Below are 19,792 nucleotides of genomic sequence, written 5' to 3' on the forward strand. Positions count from 1 at the left end.
CGATCCCGTTCCTAAAATTCCCTTCGACCCTGATATCGGGAGGAAGCACTCGATCCAAGTCTCGATTGAACGCGAATAGTTGCGGACCATAAACCGGGAGAGCGTCCTTCCAAACAGTCACATAGTGGTTCAAGGGAATCTCTCCCTCAGGAAATAGTTTCTTTCTATCTTCTTCCACAATGGAAATGATCTCGTCTTCGGATCTTGACGCGATCTCTCGGTCTCCGGCGCCTCCATATATAAAGGTTTCCGAATGTATTCCATCAGAAGTCCTTCCGGAGAATATAAAATCGTTAAACAGGATCCCTCTTGCTCGGATCCCAAGTTCGGAAGAAAAACTTTTATGATCTTTTGGAAATAATACTCCAAACCCTTTCTTGCCGGAAAGAATCGAATCCTTTCCGAAACGAGTTACGCTCACGACTGGGAGTGTGTCCAACATTCCCTGGTATCCTTTGAATTCCTTGAACTCCGCCTTGAGGATCTTAAGGGTAGTGGATAGATTAGTCGCCAAAGTGATCTTAGCTTTCGGATAGGATTTGCGCAGATCCTTTATGCTAAGTATTTCTTGTTTGTATTTGATCTTTCCTTGGCTCGCCACTCTCGCTTCTAGAGCGCCTAGGATAGAACCAATCCCACCTCGGAAACTTACGGTTCCTCTCCTTCCCGGTTGCAATTTAGGTTTTTCTTTGCGCGAGTTTGCATAGGCCCTGAAATTTTTCCAAAGAGGAACATCTTCTCGTAAGAACTTCCCAAGCACGAACTCTGCAGACATTGCGTCCAAGTCCCCCGCATAGATCCCGCCCAATGCAGGCTCTAAGATCTTTGACAAGAAGGCATCACCTAATACTCGTTTGCCCCAACTATATATGGATTCTCCAGGGATAGGCTTAGAAGGAACAGTCAATGCGGAGAAAGCAAATCGAATGATCTCAAAAACATTCAGCGGAAGGCGCTTGAATTTTCTATCCGAAAAGATATAACGCTTCTTTGCGTTTGCATCCGGAAACAATAGATCCAGTCCCAATTTGGAAGAAAGAGCCTCTAACTCCCAACAATTCAGGATCCCGTTAGCTGCAGTCTCTACGATCCCATATTCTGTCGGAACAGAACGGATCAAGCCGCCGGCCCTATCCCTTTTTTCCAATACCAGGACAGACTCTCCTTTTTCCAAAGAAAGAAACGCATGCACTAAGCCGGTGAATCCCGCGCCGATGATTATATGATCCGGAACCGATTTTGCCACAGATACATGCTAAAGAGTGGGAAACTGTTGGCAATTAAATCCTAAGTCCCGATTAGGAACTTTTTCTCAAGGAAAGAGAAGAGGGGTTTAAAATTGGAATCTGTAACCGAGAGTGTATTTGGTCTCCACTCCGGAATAAGAACCGCTTCCCGAATTTGCGAAGCTGGAACCCACGCCCGAAGGAACAGCGGAGAGGATCATCCCCTTACTCTTGCCATCGGACATTTGCATTGCCGACTTAATCGTGTTCGCAAAGAAGAAGGAATCGATCAGGTTGATAAGATAGACCCCACCTAACACAAGCAAGGCGCCCTGGTATTCCTTGAAATCGCGGTCTGCTTCTTCTCTTTTGAGCTTGATCTGGCTTGGGCTGTACTTGTCGGACAAGTATGCTGCCAATGGAGAAGTAGGGGTGCTCGGAATCGAGATAGGATGTCCGGAAAGAGTAAAGATTAGATTCGTTTTAGAATACGGATTTCCGATATTGCCATATTCCTGAACTGCTTCTTTATAAAGACGATACTTATCGTACGTAACATAGGCAGCGGCGGCAAATAGGGTAGGGAAGATCACTCCTTGGAAACTTCGGTCGGAGTAGAACTGCCCCCAGCCTGGGATCACCGCGGATCTCCATAGAGCTTTATAAGGACGGTTGGCCGCTTGCCTTCTTAACTCTTCTTGCTTGCGAGCCTCTTCCGCAGCTGCTGCAGCAGATTCTTCATCTTTCTTGAGTTGTTCCTGCCTCAACTTCTCTTCGTCCAACTGACGTTGAGCTAAGTCCTTGTCTTCCTGTTCTTTTTTGTCCGCGGCTAATTTATCTTCTTCGTCCTTTCTGATCGCTTCTTCCTGATCGTCGTTCACATCATGGAATAAGACTTTTAGAACGGAGTCTTTATCTATCTTTCTCTTGCCTGCTTCCGTTTGCAGAAGAATGGAAGATTGGTTCTGAGTGATGATATCACCTTTGACCCTCCCTCCTTCGCGTAGTAGTACCGTGACAGGAAGTATTCCCATCGGGGCGAATACAAACAAGAAGATGAAAATAATTTTTCGTAAATAAGAAGACATACTATAAGAACGAATCATATCAAAGATCGAGCTTTTCTCTAACCCAGTTAGTCTCCCAACGATTGGACGAAAAGAAATAAATTTCTGAGAGCCCCGATATTAGAAGAAACATCTCAGAATCCTTGATATTTCATTACAGTTCTTAAATTGACTGTGAAAAAACCTTGGTTTCGGGGCTTTTTCTGCGCAATCGAAGATCCAACCCGGTACATGCATTGCGCAAGAAGGGTTTTCCCAAATCGGTCAAGAACAGGGTCTTTCCCTGCCACTCTATTAGATTATCGTCTTCCATAGAGGTCAAATAGAGTCGCACTTCTTCAAAAATCCGATCCGGAACTTCTACCTTGCCCAGAGTGGATAGCTTTAGAATGAGTTCTCTTTGTGCCAAATCTTCCGAATTCAGTTTATGTCCCCTGAGTAGGGCATGTCCGCTCTCGGAGATCCTTCTTTGGTATTTCTTTAAGATCTTTTCGTTTTGATAGAAACAATCCCAGCTATCCGAAATTGCAGACACTCCCATCCCTAAAAGTAGATCCGTGGATTTGGTCGTGTATCCCATAAAGTTGCGATGTAGATGACCGTCCAAAGAGGCAGTGTAAAGCGAATCAGTTTCTAAGGCAAAATGGTCCATTCCAATTTCCTTATATCCTGCGGAGAGGAACATCTCTCTTCCGATCTCGTATAATTCCCTCTTCTCTTCTCCTTTGGGAAGATCGTCCTCAGTGAATAATCTTTGCGCAGCCTTGATCCAAGGCACATGAGCGTAGCTATAGAATGCGATCCGGTCCGGCCTGAGCCCGAGAGTCTTCTCTATCGTTTCCTTCACGCTTTCTTTGGTTTGCTTAGGAAGTCCATAGATCAGATCGAAGTTTACAGATGTGTATCCTAGTGTACGAGCGCCTTGGGTAATTCCTGCAGTCAGATCGTACGGTTGGATCCGATTCACAAGCCTTTGGACTTCCGGATCGAAGTCTTGCACTCCCAAACTGATCCGAGTAAAGCCGTACTTGGCTAAAACTTCTAATTGAGACAATCTAGTCCTGCGCGGGTCCACTTCTAAGGAAAACTCGGGAGAAGGGGCCACATTCCAAGAATCTAATATAGGCTTGAGAAGATTCTCCAAATTGGATTCGGAGAGATAGGTAGGGGATCCCCCGCCCAAATGCAATTCTCTCAGTTCTCTTTTAGTCAGCTCGGGAACTTCTTCCGTATATTTCCTGAATTCCTGAAGAAGGGTCTCCACATACGGATCCTCTACAGTATGGTTCTTAGTGATGGAAGTATTGCATCCGCAAAAGGAGCAAAGAGTCTCACAGAAGGGTATATGCAGATATAGAGCCACAGAAGAATCTTCCGGGACCAATCTCCTACGAATGGCAGCGATCCATTCTTCACGAGTGGGATCATCCTCCCAATAGGGGACCGTTGGGTAGCTAGTGTATCTGGGAGCCGGAACATCGTATTTCCGAATTAGATCAGTTTTTGAATTCATGAGAGAACCTCTCGAATCGTATTTACGAAAGTTCTAATATTCGCTTCCGGAGTCTTGGGCAGGACTCCATGGCCCAATCCGCAGACCCAACCGGCTCTCTCTTTGGGAGCCTTGGCTGCAAAGGGGCGGACCCATTCCATTAAATATTTCTTAAATTGGGACGGCTCCATGAATAGAAGTGCCTGGTCGAAATTCCCTTGAACGAAATGGGATCCGTTGCCAAGCAATCCGACTATATCCGTCCTATGATCCATTCCGAATCCGACTAAACCAGGGATCGATCGAACAGACTCCAAAGAAGCGGGAGCCAAACTCTTCGCATAGTATCCGATCTTTCCCGGGAAAGCAGTGACCAATGTCCGGATCGCAGGCAAGATGGCCTCTTGGAAAAATGCAGGAGAAGCATCCCCTGCAGCAGTATCGAATATCATTACGATTTCCGCTCCTCCTTCCAATTGTAAGCGAATATTTTCTTTGAGTAGGGTCAGGATCTTTTCGTAAAACCCTTCTCTCAACTCGGGAGAGATCTTAGGAAGTATTAAATTTCCATCATGCTTTCCCAGGGTTGCATAGCAGAAGAGAGTCCAGGGGCCACCCACGAACCCGATCAAGGATTTGTTTTCCGCAATCCTCTTACGGGTTAGACGAACCGCTTCCTTCTGAAAGCTCATGAATTCCGCTGCTTCGGAAAGGGACGTAAATCTTTGTAGGTCCTTTGTTTCGGAAAGATGCCATCCAAGCTTCGGACCGTCATCTCCGAACCTAAGGCCCATTCCCAAGGCTTCTAGAGGGAAAAGAATATCGGAAAATAGGATCGCTGTATCGAAATCAAAATCGTCTACTGGACCGAAAGCGACTTCGGCAGCTAACTCAGGGATCTTACATAATTCTTCGAATGTATGCTTCTTTCTTAAATTTTGATAATGCGAATGATAACGACCCGCCTGGCGCATCATCCATATCGGCGGAACAGTTTGAGGTTCAAGCCGGAGCGCGGCCTGGAATCTCTCGTTAGACATCTTTCAGTTCTCCAATCCATTGATAACCCACTCCTCGTACGGAACGGATCGCGTCTTCTCCTTTGTCCCCAAAGGCTTGGCGTAGTCTCACGATGGAATTATCTATGGTTCTATTTGTAGGGAATTTTTCCTCTCCCCAAAGGCGATCCAGGATCTCATCTCTGCTCACTGTTCTTCCTCTTTCTTCGACCAGGAAGTTCAGAAGTGCACAATCTCTCTTGGACAAATGGATCTCTTCTCCTTGGGGAGTATGAATGCAATAACCGAAAAAGTCCAAGAGATATCCTGCATAGGAATACTTGCCCTGCTTTATGGAATGCTTATGAGATTCCAATACATGTTTGACTCGGATCAGTAATTCTTTCAGATGGAACGGCTTGGGAATGAATTCTTCCGCACCCAATTCGAAGCCTCTCAATCTTTCAGGCGCTCCCGAATGTGCTGTTAAGAATAAGAAGGGAGGACAATCCTTTCTGGTCTTTAGCTCTTCCGCTAATTCGAAACCGTCCCCATCGGGCAAACGGACATCCAGTAAGATCAGATCCGGCTTTGCCTCCACCGCAAGGACTCTTGCAGATTGAGCGGAAACGGTCCAGACCATCTCATAGCCTTCCTTCTCCAGCCGCTCCTTTAAGGTCTCTCCCAGAGAACGATCATCTTCGACTAACAAGAGTTTGGCTTTCATGCGTTGCCTTCTCTCTTGGCCGCAGGAGAGGGGAGGGTCCATTCTGCCATGAATCCGCCCGTATTAGAATTACGGACATGAAAGTCTCCGCCCATTGCCTTGGTCAATTTTGTCGCGATATAAAGCCCAACTCCCGTACCACTCGTGCTTGTATGTCGTAAAAATAATCTGCCTAGTAATTTCGGATTCCCGTGGAATCCTTTGCCGTTATCCGTAAACGTAAATCGGATCTTGTTCCCAGGAAGACCTTCGGACTGGATCCGCACTTGGGTAGCAGACCCATGCTGTACCGAATTTTCCAATAGATTCCTAAAAATACTTTCGAGCGCTCTTCTGTCTGCGAGCACCTTTCTCTCTTTCCAATCGGTGAGGATCTTCAATTCGGACCATTCTTCCTTAAGAGTCTCTTCCCAGTTCTTCAGGTCCAATTCTTCCAAAAAGAGTCCTTCGGATCTCATGAGGCTTGCCAAATACAATGCCTTGTTCATCTGGGACTCGATCCGGGAAGCGTCTTTCAACAAACGGTGGAGCAATCGATCCTTGGTGGCATCGACTCCTTCTTCTAATAAACTCTCGGCCTGCAATCTGAGACTGGCTAACGGGGTCTTGATCTCATGGGTTACTGTAGAGAAGAAGTCTTGTATCAGTTTATTTCTCTTTTCTTCCCGAAACGTAAGCCATACCAGAGTGGCTCCTCCGCTCACTAATAAGAAAAGGAAGAAGGTCCCTTCCATCTTGATCATCGAGCTTTGACGATCCAGTTTTTCTAATACTTCCTTCTCGACGTCGAAGCCGATCTTGAACGCAAGCTCTGTCGCCATGCGATTCTGCCTCAAACCTAAAAAGAGCCACCAGGCTCCCAAGGAGACCGTAGTAAGCACCCACAAAACGGGCAAAACGATCTTTTTAGATTTGAAATCGGTCATTTTATACTTTCAATTTCTTTAATGCAGAATCCGCTTTTTCCAAAGTCTTGGCAATGATGGAATCGTCATGAGCGTAGCTCATGAATCCCACTTCGTATCCGGAAGGAGCCAAATAAACCCCCTCGTCCAAAAGGGCATGGAACACCTTTGCAAACGCTTCCTTATGGCCGGCAGGGATCGCATCCACAGTCCGAATGGAAGAAGAAGACGCCTTATGAAGCCAAAACAAAGAAGAATGCACCGAAGAGTCCCAGTTCCCATCCGGATCTCTTTGCTTCAATACGGATAACAGACCGCTCACGAATTTCCGGGTGCGAGATTCCAATACTTGGTATACATTGTCTCTTTCACATTTCTTTAATGTAGCCAAACCTGCCCTCATCCCGAAAGGACTCGCGCTCAAGGTTCCCGCTTGGTATACAGGTCCTTGCGGAGCGACCAGGTCCAATAACTCCGCTTTTCCTGCATATGCTCCCACAGGAAAGCCTCCCCCGATAATCTTCCCGTAGGTCACCAGATCCGGGCGGATCCCAAGTTCTCCGCTCATTCCGGTCAATCCCACACGAAACCCACTGATCACCTCGTCGAATAAGACAAGGCTTCCGTGCTTTCTTGCGATCTCGACGATCTTAGAGAGGAATTCTTTTCTTTGTATCAATAAACCATAATTTGCAGGCAAAGGCTCGATCACGAGCGCCGCAATATTTTTTCCTTCTTTGGAGAAGAGCTCTTCTACAGCCTTCTCATCGTCCAAAGGGAGGACCAAGGTATTCTTGATCAGCTCGGATCCGATCCCAGCGCTATCCGAAGAAGATTCTCCTGCAAGACCGGAACCCGCCTTGACCAGAAGCGCGTCCAAATGCCCATGATAACATCCGTCGAATTTCAGGATCTTATCCCTTCCGGTAGCGGCGCGAGCCACACGTAATGCGCTCATTACTGCCTCTGTTCCGCTGTTCACGAAACGGATCTTCTCTACCCAAGGGATCCTGGAGACGATCCATTCCGCAAGCTCTAGGGAATAAGGCTCCGCAGCACCGAAACTCCATGCGAGTTCCGCAGTTTTGGAAACGATCTCCTGGACCTCTTCATCTCTATGACCCAAGATCAAGGGACCGAAGCTTAAGCAATAATCCAGATATTCCTTTCCGGAAACATCCGTAAGATATGCGCCCTTCGCAGATTGGAAGAAGACCGGGTCTCCCCCTACGGAGCGAAAGGAACGAACAGGGGAGTGCACTCCTCCCGGAGCGACCTTCTTTGCTCTTTCAAATAGTTCTTTGGAACTAGGATACATCAGTACAGGATCTCCTTTCCTCTTCTCGCAGCGTATGTGATCAAATAAGAAGCGCCAGCCCGAGAAAATACCTGCCAGGTCTCACGAACCGCATCTTCGAATTTACAAAAACCGTTCTCCGCAAGCATAGCAAGAGAAGCATATTCTCCACTCACCTGGTATGCGCCCACAGGCAATCCGGTTTTCTCTCGGATCGGTTGAATTAAATCAATAGACGTTATGCCTGGCTTAACCATCAGAAGGTCGGCGCCTTCTTTTGCATCCCTAACGGAAGAAAGAAGGGAATCCTCCCTATTTCTCACATCGATCTGATAAGAAGAGCGATCTCCATGACCGGGTGCGGATTCTGCCGCTTCCCGAAACGGTCCGTAAAACTGGCTCTTGAATTTAGTAGAATAACTCATGATAGGAACATGTTGGAAGCCATTCGAATCCAAAATATTCCGATGACTTGCCACTCTCCCGTCCATCATATCGGAAGGAGAGATCCCGTCCGCACCGGACTGGGCATAACAAAGAGCGAGCTCGGAAAGTCGCTTCACAGAACTTACGTTCTCGATCCTTCCCTTAGGATCCAGAAGACCGCAATGCCCATGGGTGGTAAGAGAACAAAGGCAGGTGTCCACCCAAAGAAATGCTTCCGGAAATCTGGATTTGATCCCGCCGATCGCTTTCTCATAAAAGGATTTAGGGATCGAGGTGTCCGACTTAGTTCCAGGCACCAAAAAGAGAAGGAAATGTTCCACTCCCGCTTTCAGATCGGATTCAATTTGAGAAAGAATACTTTCCGTGCCATCGCGGAAAACTCCAGGCAAAGAAGACATTTTCTCGGGAGAAGATAAGGCTTCCGCGACGAAAATGGGCTGCACAAGCTTCTTAGGATTCAGGCTTTCGGAAGAGACCAAATCTCGAAGAGGAGCGTTGATCCGATTCCTTCTTAAGCCTAATTCACTTGCAGAACTCATAATATACCTCTTTCTAAAAGAAAATCGGGAACCTCTCCCCGGCAGGCCTTGGCCCAAGATTCGTAATTCGGAAAGGCAAACACCTTGGAATCGGAACCTAATACTTTTTTAATATACTTATATGTCGCCCCAGTCCCGCAAGAATGCACCTTATTCGCAAGACTTGGGTCCTTTTTGTACGCGCGATCGAACTGAGAAGCACTCATCCAGAAAAAGTGAGAGTATCCGGAAAGATCAGGCTGCTCCGGATCGAAGTCCACCTTGTAGGTTACGAACCTCTTCCAAACGCCTTCGATAATATCGCTTTCTTCATGAGTCAGTTTAATGAATTCGGGAGAAGTGCCTAGAATACTTACGATCCTACTCGCGTCTTCTTCTCCTAAACCATCCGTGGAGCCGTTGACCCAAACATCTCTCGAAGCAAGCTTCTCCCAAGTTTTGGCGCCTGCTACAATAATGACTGTTTCCGGACCGGGAAGCTCCCATTCTGCAGGCAAAGAATCCGCCCTAGACACGAACCAAAATTTCTCGGAAGGAATAGAAGCTCCCGTAGGAAAACGCTCCATCTTAAATCCTTGCCTTGGCTTCGGAAATATAGAATCGAAAGAAGTCGGAAGAGGCATGGCCTCTCCCTTCCAGCGCTCAAACGCGTCCAGAGCCATGCCCGCATCCGTCTTTCCTCGAACAAAAAGGAAATCCGCAGGTCCACCCAAGATCACGGAAACTCCAATCTTTTGGTGACAACCTCCGCCAAACTGAGAGAGGATCTTTCTCTCTACAGCGACGGCCTCTTCTTCCCTTGTATTAGAAAGAGGAGAAAGAAGCTTTCTTGTCTTCTCATCTCCTTTGCGGATCTCCGCTGCGAGGGCACCTTGTGCGGGTGCATTCGGATTTTTTGATAAAGGAAGCACCATAAAAAGTTCGGATTGAATGGTTTCGCGGATCCCGCTTCGCACTTCTTCGTATTCAGGAGTGGATGCAAACGTAAAATCCTGTGCCAAAAGACGGTCTAACGCAGCCTTCGCTACTACGAGGCCCGAAACGCTCGGATCCTCTTTCCATTTGCGGATGCGAGTTTGCACATTCCCTCGCACAGGATGAAAACTAATAGGTCGATTTTGCAATCGAGAGGGAAGGGCAGTGGGCAAGAATGCGGAGAGGTTATATTCCCTTCTGGGACTGGAAGAATGGATCCTTAATTCTGCAGGAGGATTTTCGAATGAGGATCTCTTCCATAGAAGTACATCTCTTTGGTCGGCGCGAGGAAGGACCATAAACACTTCCGTATCCTTGCGACCATCCAAGTCCAAATCCTTATAGGAATGCACGACCACGTCCACATTCCCGTCCACGAGTTCCTTGGTCAGGTCTTGGGTAAATACGCCTCTAGTTCCCATTTTCCAGAGAGGAGTAGTGAGATCCTGATCCCCACTGGCTTCCTTGAAGAAAAGCGAAAGCTCTAACTGAGGGTACAATTTGCGCAGAGCATCTTGTACTAAGCAGGTCTGTAGTTTAGCGAGGGAACTTTTGCGGGAACCGATTCTCAAAACGTCGGACAAGGTAGGTCATCCCAACCGAATACAATTTGATGAGCTTCCCACTCTCTTTCCTGCAGGAGCTCGTCCAAAACGGATTTTAGTTCTTCCTTCACCTTTTTAGTTCTCTCTTCTGTTTCTTTTAAGGAGGAAAGCATATCTGCAAAGGAAATATAAATAACGTCGGAAGGCCAGGAAGATTCCAAAGGCTCTTCTCTAAAATCCAGGATCAGATTTCCCGGAGCCAGTTTATCCATCCAAGGAGAAAAATCCATAGGCGCTGCGATCACCCATGCTTCTCCGTTCGGAGACCAATCTTCCATCAAATGAGAAGAAGAATTGGAGATGGATGCCAAGTAATCCAAACGATTCGGATTTCTTCCTACGATCTTGGTCTTCTTACCGGAGCCCGAAAGCCAAGGCAGAAGTTTTTCTGCAAGCTGTCCTGTCCCAAAGAGCACCACTTCTTTCGGAGGATTTTTTGCTTCGGACAAATATTTATCCGCCAACCCGCCGTAGGATTGCTCTCCTAAATTTTGCAGATACCCAGAACGAAGAGTTCTGCAGTCTTCGATCAGATTGTCTCTTAGTTTTGCGAGATATTCCCCAAATGCCTCATCCGGAAGCTCTTGGAATCTTTGGCGAAACTGGGCAAGAACCTCTGTCTCTCCGAATAATTTGGATTTCAGACCGGAGATAATTTCGAGCAAGAGACGATAGGCTTCATAGCCGGTCTTACTTTCCCAATTTTTGGGAAGCTCCGAAGGAGAAAGATGAATCCTGGAATCGGAAACAAGAACTGTACGCATACAAGTCTTCCAGGAAAATGAATCCGGAACGGAGAACATATCCCTGTCATTAGCTTCCGAATGGAAAATTTGCAGAGTGGACCACATCTGTAGCTTCGATCATATCTTTTTCAGGGCCCCATTTGTCAAAATACTGTCAGCAAGATCGGAAAATATTCCTCTTGCTTAGATTGAGAACCAATTTCAAAATGACTTCTATGATTTGGGACATAGGAACCCAGGACAAAATCGTTTATCTGATCGTAGGAGTGGCTACGATCTATCTTACCTTCCCTTTGGTTTCTTCCTTCAAAAGTATTTTCGGAAAATCGAAAACGGCAGAGACAAGATTCGGTTGCTACGAAGACGCATGTGCAAGTTGCCATACGATCGCAGAAGAAAAACCTTCTTCTTTAAGAAAAAGAAAGAACGCCTAACTCCAGAAGGGTCATAGCGACCCCATCCTCATTATTTGAATATTTCGTAATATACTCGGCCTCTTCCTTTAATTTGGGCACCGCGTTCTTCATGGCGAACCCATAACCGGAATATCGTAGCATTTCTCTGTCATTCCATTCATCCCCGAAAGAGATCACGCCTTTCCCATCCAAGCCGGAAATCTTGAGATAGGATTCTATCGCAGCCCATTTGGAAACACCCTTCTCCAAAACTTCCAAACAGTACGAAACTCCCGGGATCTTGGTGATCACAGTCCTATATTCTTTTGCCTCGGGAAGGGATAATAGCTTCGATTCTAGATCTTGCAGGTGCTCCTTCTCCAAGGAAAGAAAGCAGACTACCAAGGCCCTGTCCTCCACATGATCCAGGGTATCCGACACAATCTTGGTTCTCTTTGTATCTCCACCGGAATAATTATGAAAGCAATCGTCAGTGATAGAGGACTCCACTAAGATATCCGTGCCTTCTTCGAATCTGTCCACATGCAAGAGGGGAGAGAAGCCTTCCGATTTTCCCAGAGACAAGACCGCACCCGCTGCTTGAGTAGAAAGATAGGTTTCCGAGATCCGATCCCCACTCGGAGAGCTACGAAGCACCTGCCCATTGTTCGCCACCACGGTAACATCCCCTCGGAACTCTCTGGCATAGGGGAGGGCGGAAGAAAACCTTCTTCCGGTAGCGATCAATAAACCGATCCCGGAGTCCAAAGCGGACTGCAGAATATAATGATTCAAGCTGGAGATGGAGGACTTAGAATCCAAAAGTGTCCCGTCCAGATCCATGGCGATCGTATGAATGGGATGGTTTCCGTTTTTTAAAAAAGAAGAAGATTGCAAAACCGACTTGGACCCGAACCCGATACTTCTTTCCAATTTATAAAAAGTGGGGAGATCCCGCCTTCTTTTTTCGTTTCCAAAGAAATCGAAACTGATTGGCTGGAAGAATGGAACTCAGCCTGGCATATTCTCCCTGTCCGAACGACACATTTATCTTCTATCATCTTATTTCCGGAAAAACAAAGGCCCCATTCTCCATCAAAGAAGAATTATACGACGTGGAGCAATTGAACCGATTCGCAGACCAAGGAAAATTCCAAGCTACCAAGATCTCCTTTGCGGCCTTATTCCAAGTGGCGGATAAATATTCTCTCTTAGACAGCGGCTCCGCCTTGGGTAGGAACTGCGGACCGATTATCGTAAAGAAGAAGGGAGCGAACGTAGGAACTCCTACAGGAAAGAATATCCTAGTCCCGGGACTCTGGACCACTGCCAACCTGCTCACACATCTTTATCTAAAGGGCAACTTTACTCCCATCCCAACCCGTTATGATCTCATCTTGGACAAGGTAAAAAACGGAGAAGCGGACTTCGGGATCGTGATCCACGAAGAAAGGTTCACCTACCAAGATAGAGGCCTCGAAAAAGTAGAGGATTTAGGAGAATGGTGGGAAGGCACTACAGGAGCCCATATTCCCCTAGGCTGCATCGCGATCCAAAGAGAAATTCCTTCAGAAACGAAGTCCGCCTTGGACTCGGCAATTAAGGAAAGTTTAGATCTCGCCTACAAGAACCGGGAGGACATGTACGATTACATCCTTCATCATTCCCAGACCACAACAAGAGAAGTGGCCGATGCGCATATAGATCTCTATGTAAACGAGTATTCTAAAAGCCTGGGCGAAGAGGGCAGAAGGGCCATTCGACTCCTGCAAGAAAAGGCGTTACAGACAGGGCTCCTTTCCAAAGAAAAAAAGAAGGAACTCTTTCTTTAAAAAATCTGAATACTTCTGCCAACCTGTAAAACCCAAGCCGGCACGAAATCGAAGTTTAACTAAAATTTTCTATTAGCAAAAGCAGACTTGCCGAGAGATCTCTATTTTTTCAGCTCTCGAACAATATCTAAACTCGCCGGAGATTGGTTGAGAGTGTAGAGATGGATCCCTGGAACTCCCATCTTGACCAATTCCCGGCATTGCCCTACGGAGAAGTGGATGCTTCTTTTGTAAAATTCTTCCGGGTTATCTTTTACTTCTTCCAACTCGGAAACGAGTTCGTCCGGAAATTCGCATGCGGCCAGCATCTTGAATCTTTCGATCTGAGAAAAAGAAGTGATCGGCATAATGCCCGGAATAACCGGCACTTGGATCCCTTTCTTCCGGATCAAATTTAAGAAGGACTCGAAGGTAGGGTTCTTAAAGAAAAGCTGGGACACTAAGTAATCCGCGCCCGCTTCGACTTTCCGTTTCAAATTCTCCACATCTTCTTCCAGACTCTTTGCTTCCGGGTGTTTTTCCGGATAGCAGCCGGCGCCCAGGCAAAAATCGAAACCTTCTTCTCGAATGAAAGAAATGAGTTCGCTTGCGTAACCGAAACCGCCTTCTACTCTTTTAAAATGACCTTCTCCCTTTGGAGGATCTCCTCTCAATGCCATCAGGTTCGATATGCCTGATTCTTGGATCTGCTTCAGGATATTTCGGATCTCATCCTTATTTCCACCCACGCAGGTAAAATGAGCTGCCGCAGGAAGGGCGAATTGCTTTGCAAGCTCCGAGGTCAATCGAATGGTCTTATCCCGAGTGGAACCGCCGGCTCCGTAAGTAACAGTGATAAAACCAGGCTCTACTTTAGAAAGCTCGCGTACCGCTTCAAATAATTTCACTTCTCCCTCTGGAGTCTTCGGAGGGAGAAACTCGAAAGAGTAAACCGGCGACTTGGCCGCTTTATAAATATCTAATATTTTTTTCATTCTAACCTTTTCCCCGCTACAAAGCGGAGATCTTTCAACTATGGCTAAGTAAAACTGGGACGAGTCCTCTTCCGTTTCTTTGTAAGCCAAGCGACTTCGCCACAAGAGAACCAGGCTTCAGATTTTCAGGAGCCACGCGAACCGCATGACCTCCGGTAAGCCCCGAACAAAGCAGATCTCCCGGTTGCACCGGATAAGACTGGGCCTCTACATTCGCAAGTGCTACACCTGCGATCGCAACCAGCCATTGGCCTGAGTCCTGGGCCTTTTCTCCTAAGACTAATGCTGCGGATTTGACGGCAACACCTACGATATTTGTAGCATTAGGCTGACGGGACTTATGCAATTTGCCGTCTTCTCCCATGGCAAGAAGATCTCCTTCTGCAATTACATCCGAGGATTGTACAGGAAAGAATTTCGCAATGCAATCAGTGCCCTTACCGGTCTGCACATAAACGGTTCCTATAAAATCGGAATCTCCTTCCGCAAGGATTGCCTTACCGGAACCTGTCTCATTTAAAAGAGGAATTCCCTTGCCGCTCGCATACACCGCATGTCCGGATCTAGAATGGAACCAGCCACCGAATCCTCTCTTTGCAAGACCTAAGATACCTGCGGAATCTTTTTCTCCGGAAGCGCTATCTCCTCTCGCGCCGAATCTTTCTCCGAATGCAAGGATACCTGCAAACCTACCTGAGCCGACTACACCGGAACCTTTCTCACTCTCATTGCGAGCATAGATCAAACCGGAATTTTCAGGAGGAGGGGAGATATTGGAATAGGGCGCTTCTACAGAGCCCTTCAATCGCAAGAACCCAGTATGCGAACTAAAGTCGTGTTCCTTTGGAGCATATTCATGAGTATGAGGCTTAGGTTCTCTTGCGTCCGACAATCTAGGATCATCGGAAGTCACGGCATGATTCGCGATCGATTTTCCTTTCGGCGCTAGACTTACGATACCGGGATATTCCGTAGAAGCATGACGCAATCTCTCGTCATTTCCTTGGACCACGGAGCCTTCTTTGTTTTCACCGGAAAGTGCGAGCTTCACGATCCCATACGATTGAGGAGTAGATAGCTTTAATCTCTTATCATTTCCTTGGACTGCGGCTTCTGCCGATTCTTCGCCATTGGAAGCAAATCTCAAGATCCCTGGACTCTCCGTACTCGCATGACGCAATCTAGGATCGTCCGAGGTAACTACTTTGCCCGGGGTCTTTTCTCCTGGGCCGGCCAATTGCACTAAACCGAATTTTTGCGTAGTAGCATGCTTGAGACGATCGTCATTTCCTTGGACAACTGTTCCTTCTTTTGTCTCGCCATTTTCCGCAAGCTCCACAATTCCCATGCTCTGGGTAGAAGAAGGTTTTAAACGATCATCGTTCCCTTGGACGACTCGATCTGCCCGATTTTCGCCATTGGATGCAAGGCGAACCAGACCATAGGAAGTCTCAGTAGAATGCTTTAATCTCTTATCATTCCCTTGAACAACCACGCCTTCTTTCTCTTCTCCATCCGAAGCGAGCTCAACAATCCCTTTGTATTCAGTGGAACCGTCACGAAGCCTTCTATCGTTTGCCTGTACCGCGGCACCTTCGGATGTTTCTCCATCCACCGCCAAGCGCACCAAGCCTGAACGAAGCACGGTGGCATAGGGAAGGGGCTCTGCAGTGGGTTTATGAGTAAGATCACTTAAATACGGGGCCGCATATAATTCCACTTCCGCGATGGAAGTCCCGTATTTCTCCTTACCCTGCACTTTAAGAGGACGGGATACGAATTTCAAAAATCGAATATTCGCAGGAAGGAATCTCCACTGGTACCAAACCCCAGGCTCGGATAAGAATTGATTCTCCTCCAAGAGTTGGTTCCAAGTGAGATCGTCCTCGCTATAATACACAGTAAACGTTTCCGGGAAGGATAAATGACTGTCTTTGGGCGAGAGCAATCTAAGTTCATTCACTCTACTGATAGACCCCAGATCCATTAAGAAGAATTCTTCCTTAGGCTGAGCGGACTCCAAAGAAGACCATCCGTAATCAGGCCTCTCATCGATGAGATTCTCTTTTACCAAAAGACGATCCTTCTCGGAGCTCACTTCCAGCTTAGTAACGCCGGAAATACCGACTTCCAAAGCACCAATAGCCACTTTGAATTTGGATCCTTCTTTCTCCGAAACCTTGCTGACCAATTTTAGAAAATTTGCACGCACGAGAGAGAAGTTCCATTGACCGACTCTCTTGTTCAAACGCCTAAATCCGGTCTCTTGCAGAATAGGTTCCCAAACCTTTCCATCCAAGGAGATCTCAAACTTGAATGAGTCCGGGAAGAACGCACTTTGCGAGTCCGACTGGTGTAATTTGATCTGATTAAAACTGGAACCAGGATTCAAGATTAGCGTGAGGACTCCCACACCTGCATGATCCAATTGTTCCGAATAAGAGCGAAGTCCCCCTTCTTTTAATTCGAACGTGCCCTTGGTCTTGATCTCGTTAACTTTAACTTGTCGGGGATGGCTGATCCGGATGGATTCTTCATTCATAGAGTTGGAGTGGTCCTTTTAAACATGTACCCGGTTTTCTTCGGCTTTTGCAGAAAATATAACCAATATCGATGGGTGGATTTTGTCTGTGAAGTACTTTGTAATGATCAATCTGAGAGAGTCCGGCACCGGATCTAGGATCAAAAGTGTATTGCCATCCGGCTCCACTCTAGTTTTCTCCAATAGATCCAAACTACTCTTGGATAAATTTCCTTGGCACCAGATCAAGAATCCTCTCCAAGATCTCTCATTGTCCGGAGTAGAAGAGGGGGCCTTTGCCCTATGCTCAAAATTCGGCTGCCTCTGTCCCGAAAGATTCTTACAAATCCCTCTGATATAATGTAAGTTTTCATCAAAGCCCTGAGCCTTTGCAATTTCAATCGCCTCGTTCAAGATAGGATCTCCGTAATCTGCAGCTAAGGAATCTAAACTTAAATCCTTCTTAGTTCCTGTTGGTTTTTGGTTCTGGGTATTGTTGATGGTTATATTAATATTGTTCGGGTTTCCCGGGTACCCCCTCTCAGGGGTAGATTGAGAAGCCCCCGAGGCATCCTCAGCTCCACCCCCGAGGGTTCCAAAAATACCCCCCTGAGGTGGAATCTTGGAACCGGGGTAGTTGAAGCAGAAATAATACATGGAATTCTTATGCCCAGTCCCCGGAACAAACTGTAGGAGCCCAGCCCTTACTAGGTCTTTCTTGCCTTCATTGATAGATTTCTTAGTCTTCAGACCGGTGAGTCGGATCAGGCTTTCGTTGCTGGGCCAGACGGGCTTAAAGGTGTGGTCACTAAATTTAAGCAGCACAAGATACAGGGTCTTAGCCGCAGGAGATAGATTGGCCCAGATCCCGGATTCTATGATATCCGAAAGGAATTTTATATATGGATAATGCTCGCCCATACCTCGGTTCCTTCTGTCCCTGGAAGACAGAAAAAATTAATTTTAAGCAAAAAATCCGAAGGTAGTTGACATTTATCCGACATAAGGTTACTTATGTCTCATCCAACAACATTCCTTCGGGAAGGTCCGGCCCCTGGATCACCAGGGGAGTTTTTTTATTCCGGACACCAGAATATGCAATCTCCTTCTCTCTTCCAGGCCGGGAGAAAGTACTACATTTCCGTTTACAATATTATGTCACATTATTCGGGCTTTTCCAAGCTCGTCAATCTCATTCACCCTTTTTCTATTTCTTCTCTATAAAATCTTTTGCTTAGTACATGTTTGTACTGGTAAAGATTTCTCTTAACAATATGCGTTAGTCTCTATTTGAGTAGAAGAAAGGACTATTTCCCGAATTTCTTGGAAATTTCTTTTTTCACGAATTTATGCAATTCGGAAAGGAACTCTTCATCCTCGGTCGAGATGATGACCGAGTTTCCCTTCTTCGTAATTTTATAAGGGAAGGGGGGAGCGGTTGCTTCCGATTCGGAAAGAGGGATGGTCTTGATAGAAGGGAAGAGACTATCTTCAGCACGATTGAATGTCTTTGCGTCCTTGACAGTTCGGAGTTCGCCAGAATTGAATTTATCTAGAAAATCTTTGAGAGTGCCTTTTTTGGCAGCGGAAGCTGCCTGAACTAAAAGGTTCTTAGTTTCAATTCCTGCTTCCTTGCAGATCCTAAGATCTTCTTTGGATAGAGAGGAGATCCCTAAGAGCTCGGTCATATAGCTACGACTCTTGCCGAAAAGATTTCCAAGTTCCATATCCGTATAAGAAAAGGAGGTCTTGAGATGGGTCATCGCCTCTATTTCTTCGTAAGGAGAAAGATTTTCTCTTTGCAGGTTTTCGATAATGGCCAGACGGAAAGTTTCTTTTGCGTCTCGGTCTAAGATCTTACATTCGATCTCAGGCCATTTAAGAAGACTCGCAGCATGGTATCTTCTTTCGCCGGCGATGATGGTATAGACTTCATCGTCAGCAGTTTTGGTAACCAGGATGGGTTGCAAAAGGCCATCTTTCTCCAAGCTCTGGGCGAGCTCTTCTACGCCTTTTTTCCTTTCTTGTCTAGGCTGACTTTCAGAAGGCCGGATTTTTTCCAGGCGGATCTTTCGGATCGTGCCTTCTAATTTCTCCGCTTGAAAGACATCTGCAAGAGTCCCTAATCTTTTACTTTTTGAGCTCATTCAGGAACTCCTCAATGAAGCTTTCGTATTCTTGGGCCTGGCGGCTGGATTTATTATATTCGAAAACAGACTTCCTTGCCAGGTGAGATTCTCCCACTGCCACGCCATCGGAGATGCTGGCCTCAAAGATCTTAAAGTACTTAGTTAGAACTGGGATAATGGTTTTAGTAAGAAGGGTTTGAGGCTTGAGTTGGGTCACTAAGGCTCCCATAATCTCTAGTCCTGGGTTAATCCTTTTTTTAATACTTTGTATGGTCTGCTGTAGACCTAGGATCCCATCCACGGAAAATTTTTCTGCCTGCAAAGGAATGATCACATAGTTAGAAGCTACCAAGGCGTTGATCGTAAAAATGGAAAGGCTAGGAGGGCAGTCGATCACGCAAAAATCAATTTCCTTTTCCAGGTCTGCGAGAGAGTCCCTCAGAATATAAGGGGCGTCTACAATAGCCGCGATGGTTTCTGCTTCTGCAAGGGTCAGACGAGAAGGGGCGATGTTTAGATTTTCGACCTGAGTGGGGAGCATGACTTCTCTGATCTTTGCCTTCGACTGAAAGATATTATGCATGGATTTTTCCAGACCTTCTGGGTTCAGGAAAATTCCCGTAGAATTTGCCTGCGGATCGATATCGATCAATAGAGTTTTCTTCCCTCTGCGAGCGAGACCCCAGGCCAGATTCAGAGAGGTAGTCGTTTTACCTTCTCCTCCCTTTTGGTTTGCAATAGATACAACAATCATTCGTTTCCCTTGTATTTCAATTGTCGGATGTCCGACATCCCGTCCTTTACTCGCAGATCCGGAATCGGAGGAATAAATGCTAGGATGCTGAAGAAAAATAAAAGTCAAGAAGCAAGATCGAGTCAGAGCGACCTTGCATATTTCCATTTCAAGGAAGGGGAAG

Annotated in this window: 18 protein-coding genes; 2 read left to right on the plus strand and 16 right to left on the minus strand. The window is 46.5% G+C overall.

What is annotated here, in order from left to right:
* From EHO57_RS07890 to EHO57_RS07935, 10 genes are all read right to left on the minus strand, one after another.
* Positions 1–1,246 (minus strand): protoporphyrinogen/coproporphyrinogen oxidase (locus tag EHO57_RS07890; RefSeq protein WP_135698313.1); only part of this gene is annotated, 1,246 nt, incomplete at its 3' end.
* An 87-nt stretch (positions 1,247–1,333) separates the two neighbouring features.
* Positions 1,334–2,332 carry an LA_0442/LA_0875 N-terminal domain-containing protein gene (locus EHO57_RS07895; RefSeq protein WP_246050601.1) on the minus strand — a complete coding sequence of 333 codons (999 nt, stop codon included), beginning with the start codon at positions 2,330–2,332 and terminating at the stop codon, positions 1,334–1,336.
* A 124-nt stretch (positions 2,333–2,456) separates the two neighbouring features.
* On the minus strand, positions 2,457–3,806 hold the full coding sequence (hemN, locus tag EHO57_RS07900; RefSeq protein ID WP_135646528.1) for an oxygen-independent coproporphyrinogen III oxidase: 1,350 nt from the start codon (positions 3,804–3,806) through the stop codon (positions 2,457–2,459).
* Complete coding sequence (locus EHO57_RS07905; protein ID WP_135646529.1) at positions 3,803–4,825, minus strand: uroporphyrinogen decarboxylase family protein; 1,023 nt, start codon at positions 4,823–4,825, stop codon at positions 3,803–3,805. The genes hemN and EHO57_RS07905 overlap by 4 nt, the downstream gene beginning before the upstream one ends.
* A complete protein-coding gene (locus EHO57_RS07910) occupies positions 4,818–5,510 on the minus strand; it encodes a response regulator transcription factor (protein ID WP_135646530.1) in 693 nt (230 codons plus the stop codon). The genes EHO57_RS07905 and EHO57_RS07910 overlap by 8 nt, the downstream gene beginning before the upstream one ends.
* Positions 5,507–6,436: a sensor histidine kinase gene (locus tag EHO57_RS07915; protein WP_135646531.1), complete on the minus strand. Its 930-nt coding sequence runs from the start codon at positions 6,434–6,436 to the stop codon at positions 5,507–5,509. Before EHO57_RS07915 ends, EHO57_RS07910 begins: the two co-directional genes overlap by 4 nt.
* 1 nt (position 6,437) lies before the next feature.
* Positions 6,438–7,733 carry a glutamate-1-semialdehyde 2,1-aminomutase gene (gene hemL / locus EHO57_RS07920; RefSeq protein WP_135646532.1) on the minus strand — a complete coding sequence of 432 codons (1,296 nt, stop codon included), beginning with the start codon at positions 7,731–7,733 and terminating at the stop codon, positions 6,438–6,440.
* Positions 7,733–8,698, minus strand: coding sequence for a porphobilinogen synthase (hemB, locus tag EHO57_RS07925; protein ID WP_135646533.1), 966 nt, complete (start codon positions 8,696–8,698; stop codon positions 7,733–7,735). The genes hemL and hemB overlap by 1 nt, the downstream gene beginning before the upstream one ends.
* A complete protein-coding gene (gene hemC, locus EHO57_RS07930) occupies positions 8,695–10,257 on the minus strand; it encodes a hydroxymethylbilane synthase (RefSeq protein ID WP_135646534.1) in 1,563 nt (520 codons plus the stop codon). Before hemC ends, hemB begins: the two co-directional genes overlap by 4 nt.
* On the minus strand, positions 10,242–11,129 hold the full coding sequence (locus EHO57_RS07935) for a glutamyl-tRNA reductase (protein WP_135646535.1): 888 nt from the start codon (positions 11,127–11,129) through the stop codon (positions 10,242–10,244). Before EHO57_RS07935 ends, hemC begins: the two co-directional genes overlap by 16 nt.
* Before the next feature lie 101 nt (positions 11,130–11,230).
* On the opposite strand from EHO57_RS07935, the gene EHO57_RS07940 reads away from it, so the two are divergent.
* On the plus strand, positions 11,231–11,458 hold the full coding sequence (locus tag EHO57_RS07940) for a hypothetical protein (protein WP_246050603.1): 228 nt from the start codon (positions 11,231–11,233) through the stop codon (positions 11,456–11,458).
* Here the strand turns inward: EHO57_RS07940 and EHO57_RS07945 are convergent.
* Positions 11,435–12,262: a Cof-type HAD-IIB family hydrolase gene (locus EHO57_RS07945; RefSeq protein ID WP_135646721.1), complete on the minus strand. Its 828-nt coding sequence runs from the start codon at positions 12,260–12,262 to the stop codon at positions 11,435–11,437. The genes EHO57_RS07940 and EHO57_RS07945 overlap by 24 nt on opposite strands.
* Positions 12,263–12,423: 161 nt before the next feature.
* Here EHO57_RS07945 and EHO57_RS07950 point away from each other — a divergent pair, with 161 nt between their 5' ends.
* Positions 12,424–13,251 carry a 1,4-dihydroxy-6-naphtoate synthase gene (locus EHO57_RS07950; protein WP_167882309.1) on the plus strand — a complete coding sequence of 276 codons (828 nt, stop codon included), beginning with the start codon at positions 12,424–12,426 and terminating at the stop codon, positions 13,249–13,251.
* Positions 13,252–13,352: 101 nt separating this feature from the next.
* On the opposite strand, the gene metF is transcribed toward EHO57_RS07950, so the two are convergent.
* From metF to EHO57_RS07980, 5 genes are all read right to left on the minus strand, one after another.
* Positions 13,353–14,225: a methylenetetrahydrofolate reductase [NAD(P)H] gene (gene metF, locus EHO57_RS07955; protein ID WP_135646537.1), complete on the minus strand. Its 873-nt coding sequence runs from the start codon at positions 14,223–14,225 to the stop codon at positions 13,353–13,355.
* 34 nt (positions 14,226–14,259) lie between these two features.
* Positions 14,260–16,767 (minus strand): discoidin domain-containing protein, encoded by a 2,508-nt coding sequence (locus tag EHO57_RS07960; protein WP_135646538.1) that lies wholly within the window; start codon positions 16,765–16,767, stop codon positions 14,260–14,262.
* 18 nt (positions 16,768–16,785) lie between these two features.
* A complete protein-coding gene (locus EHO57_RS07965; RefSeq protein ID WP_135646539.1) occupies positions 16,786–17,667 on the minus strand; it encodes a helix-turn-helix domain-containing protein in 882 nt (293 codons plus the stop codon).
* A 386-nt stretch (positions 17,668–18,053) separates the two neighbouring features.
* Entirely contained in the window at positions 18,054–18,893 is an 840-nt protein-coding gene (locus EHO57_RS07975; protein WP_135646540.1) for a ParB/RepB/Spo0J family partition protein, read from the minus strand.
* Entirely contained in the window at positions 18,877–19,629 is a 753-nt protein-coding gene (locus EHO57_RS07980; protein WP_135646541.1) for a ParA family protein, read from the minus strand. The genes EHO57_RS07975 and EHO57_RS07980 overlap by 17 nt, the downstream gene beginning before the upstream one ends.
* Between the last annotated feature and the right edge of the window lie 163 nt (positions 19,630–19,792).

The organism is Leptospira langatensis (assembly GCF_004770615.1).
GTDB classification, from domain to species: domain Bacteria; phylum Spirochaetota; class Leptospiria; order Leptospirales; family Leptospiraceae; genus Leptospira_B; species Leptospira_B langatensis.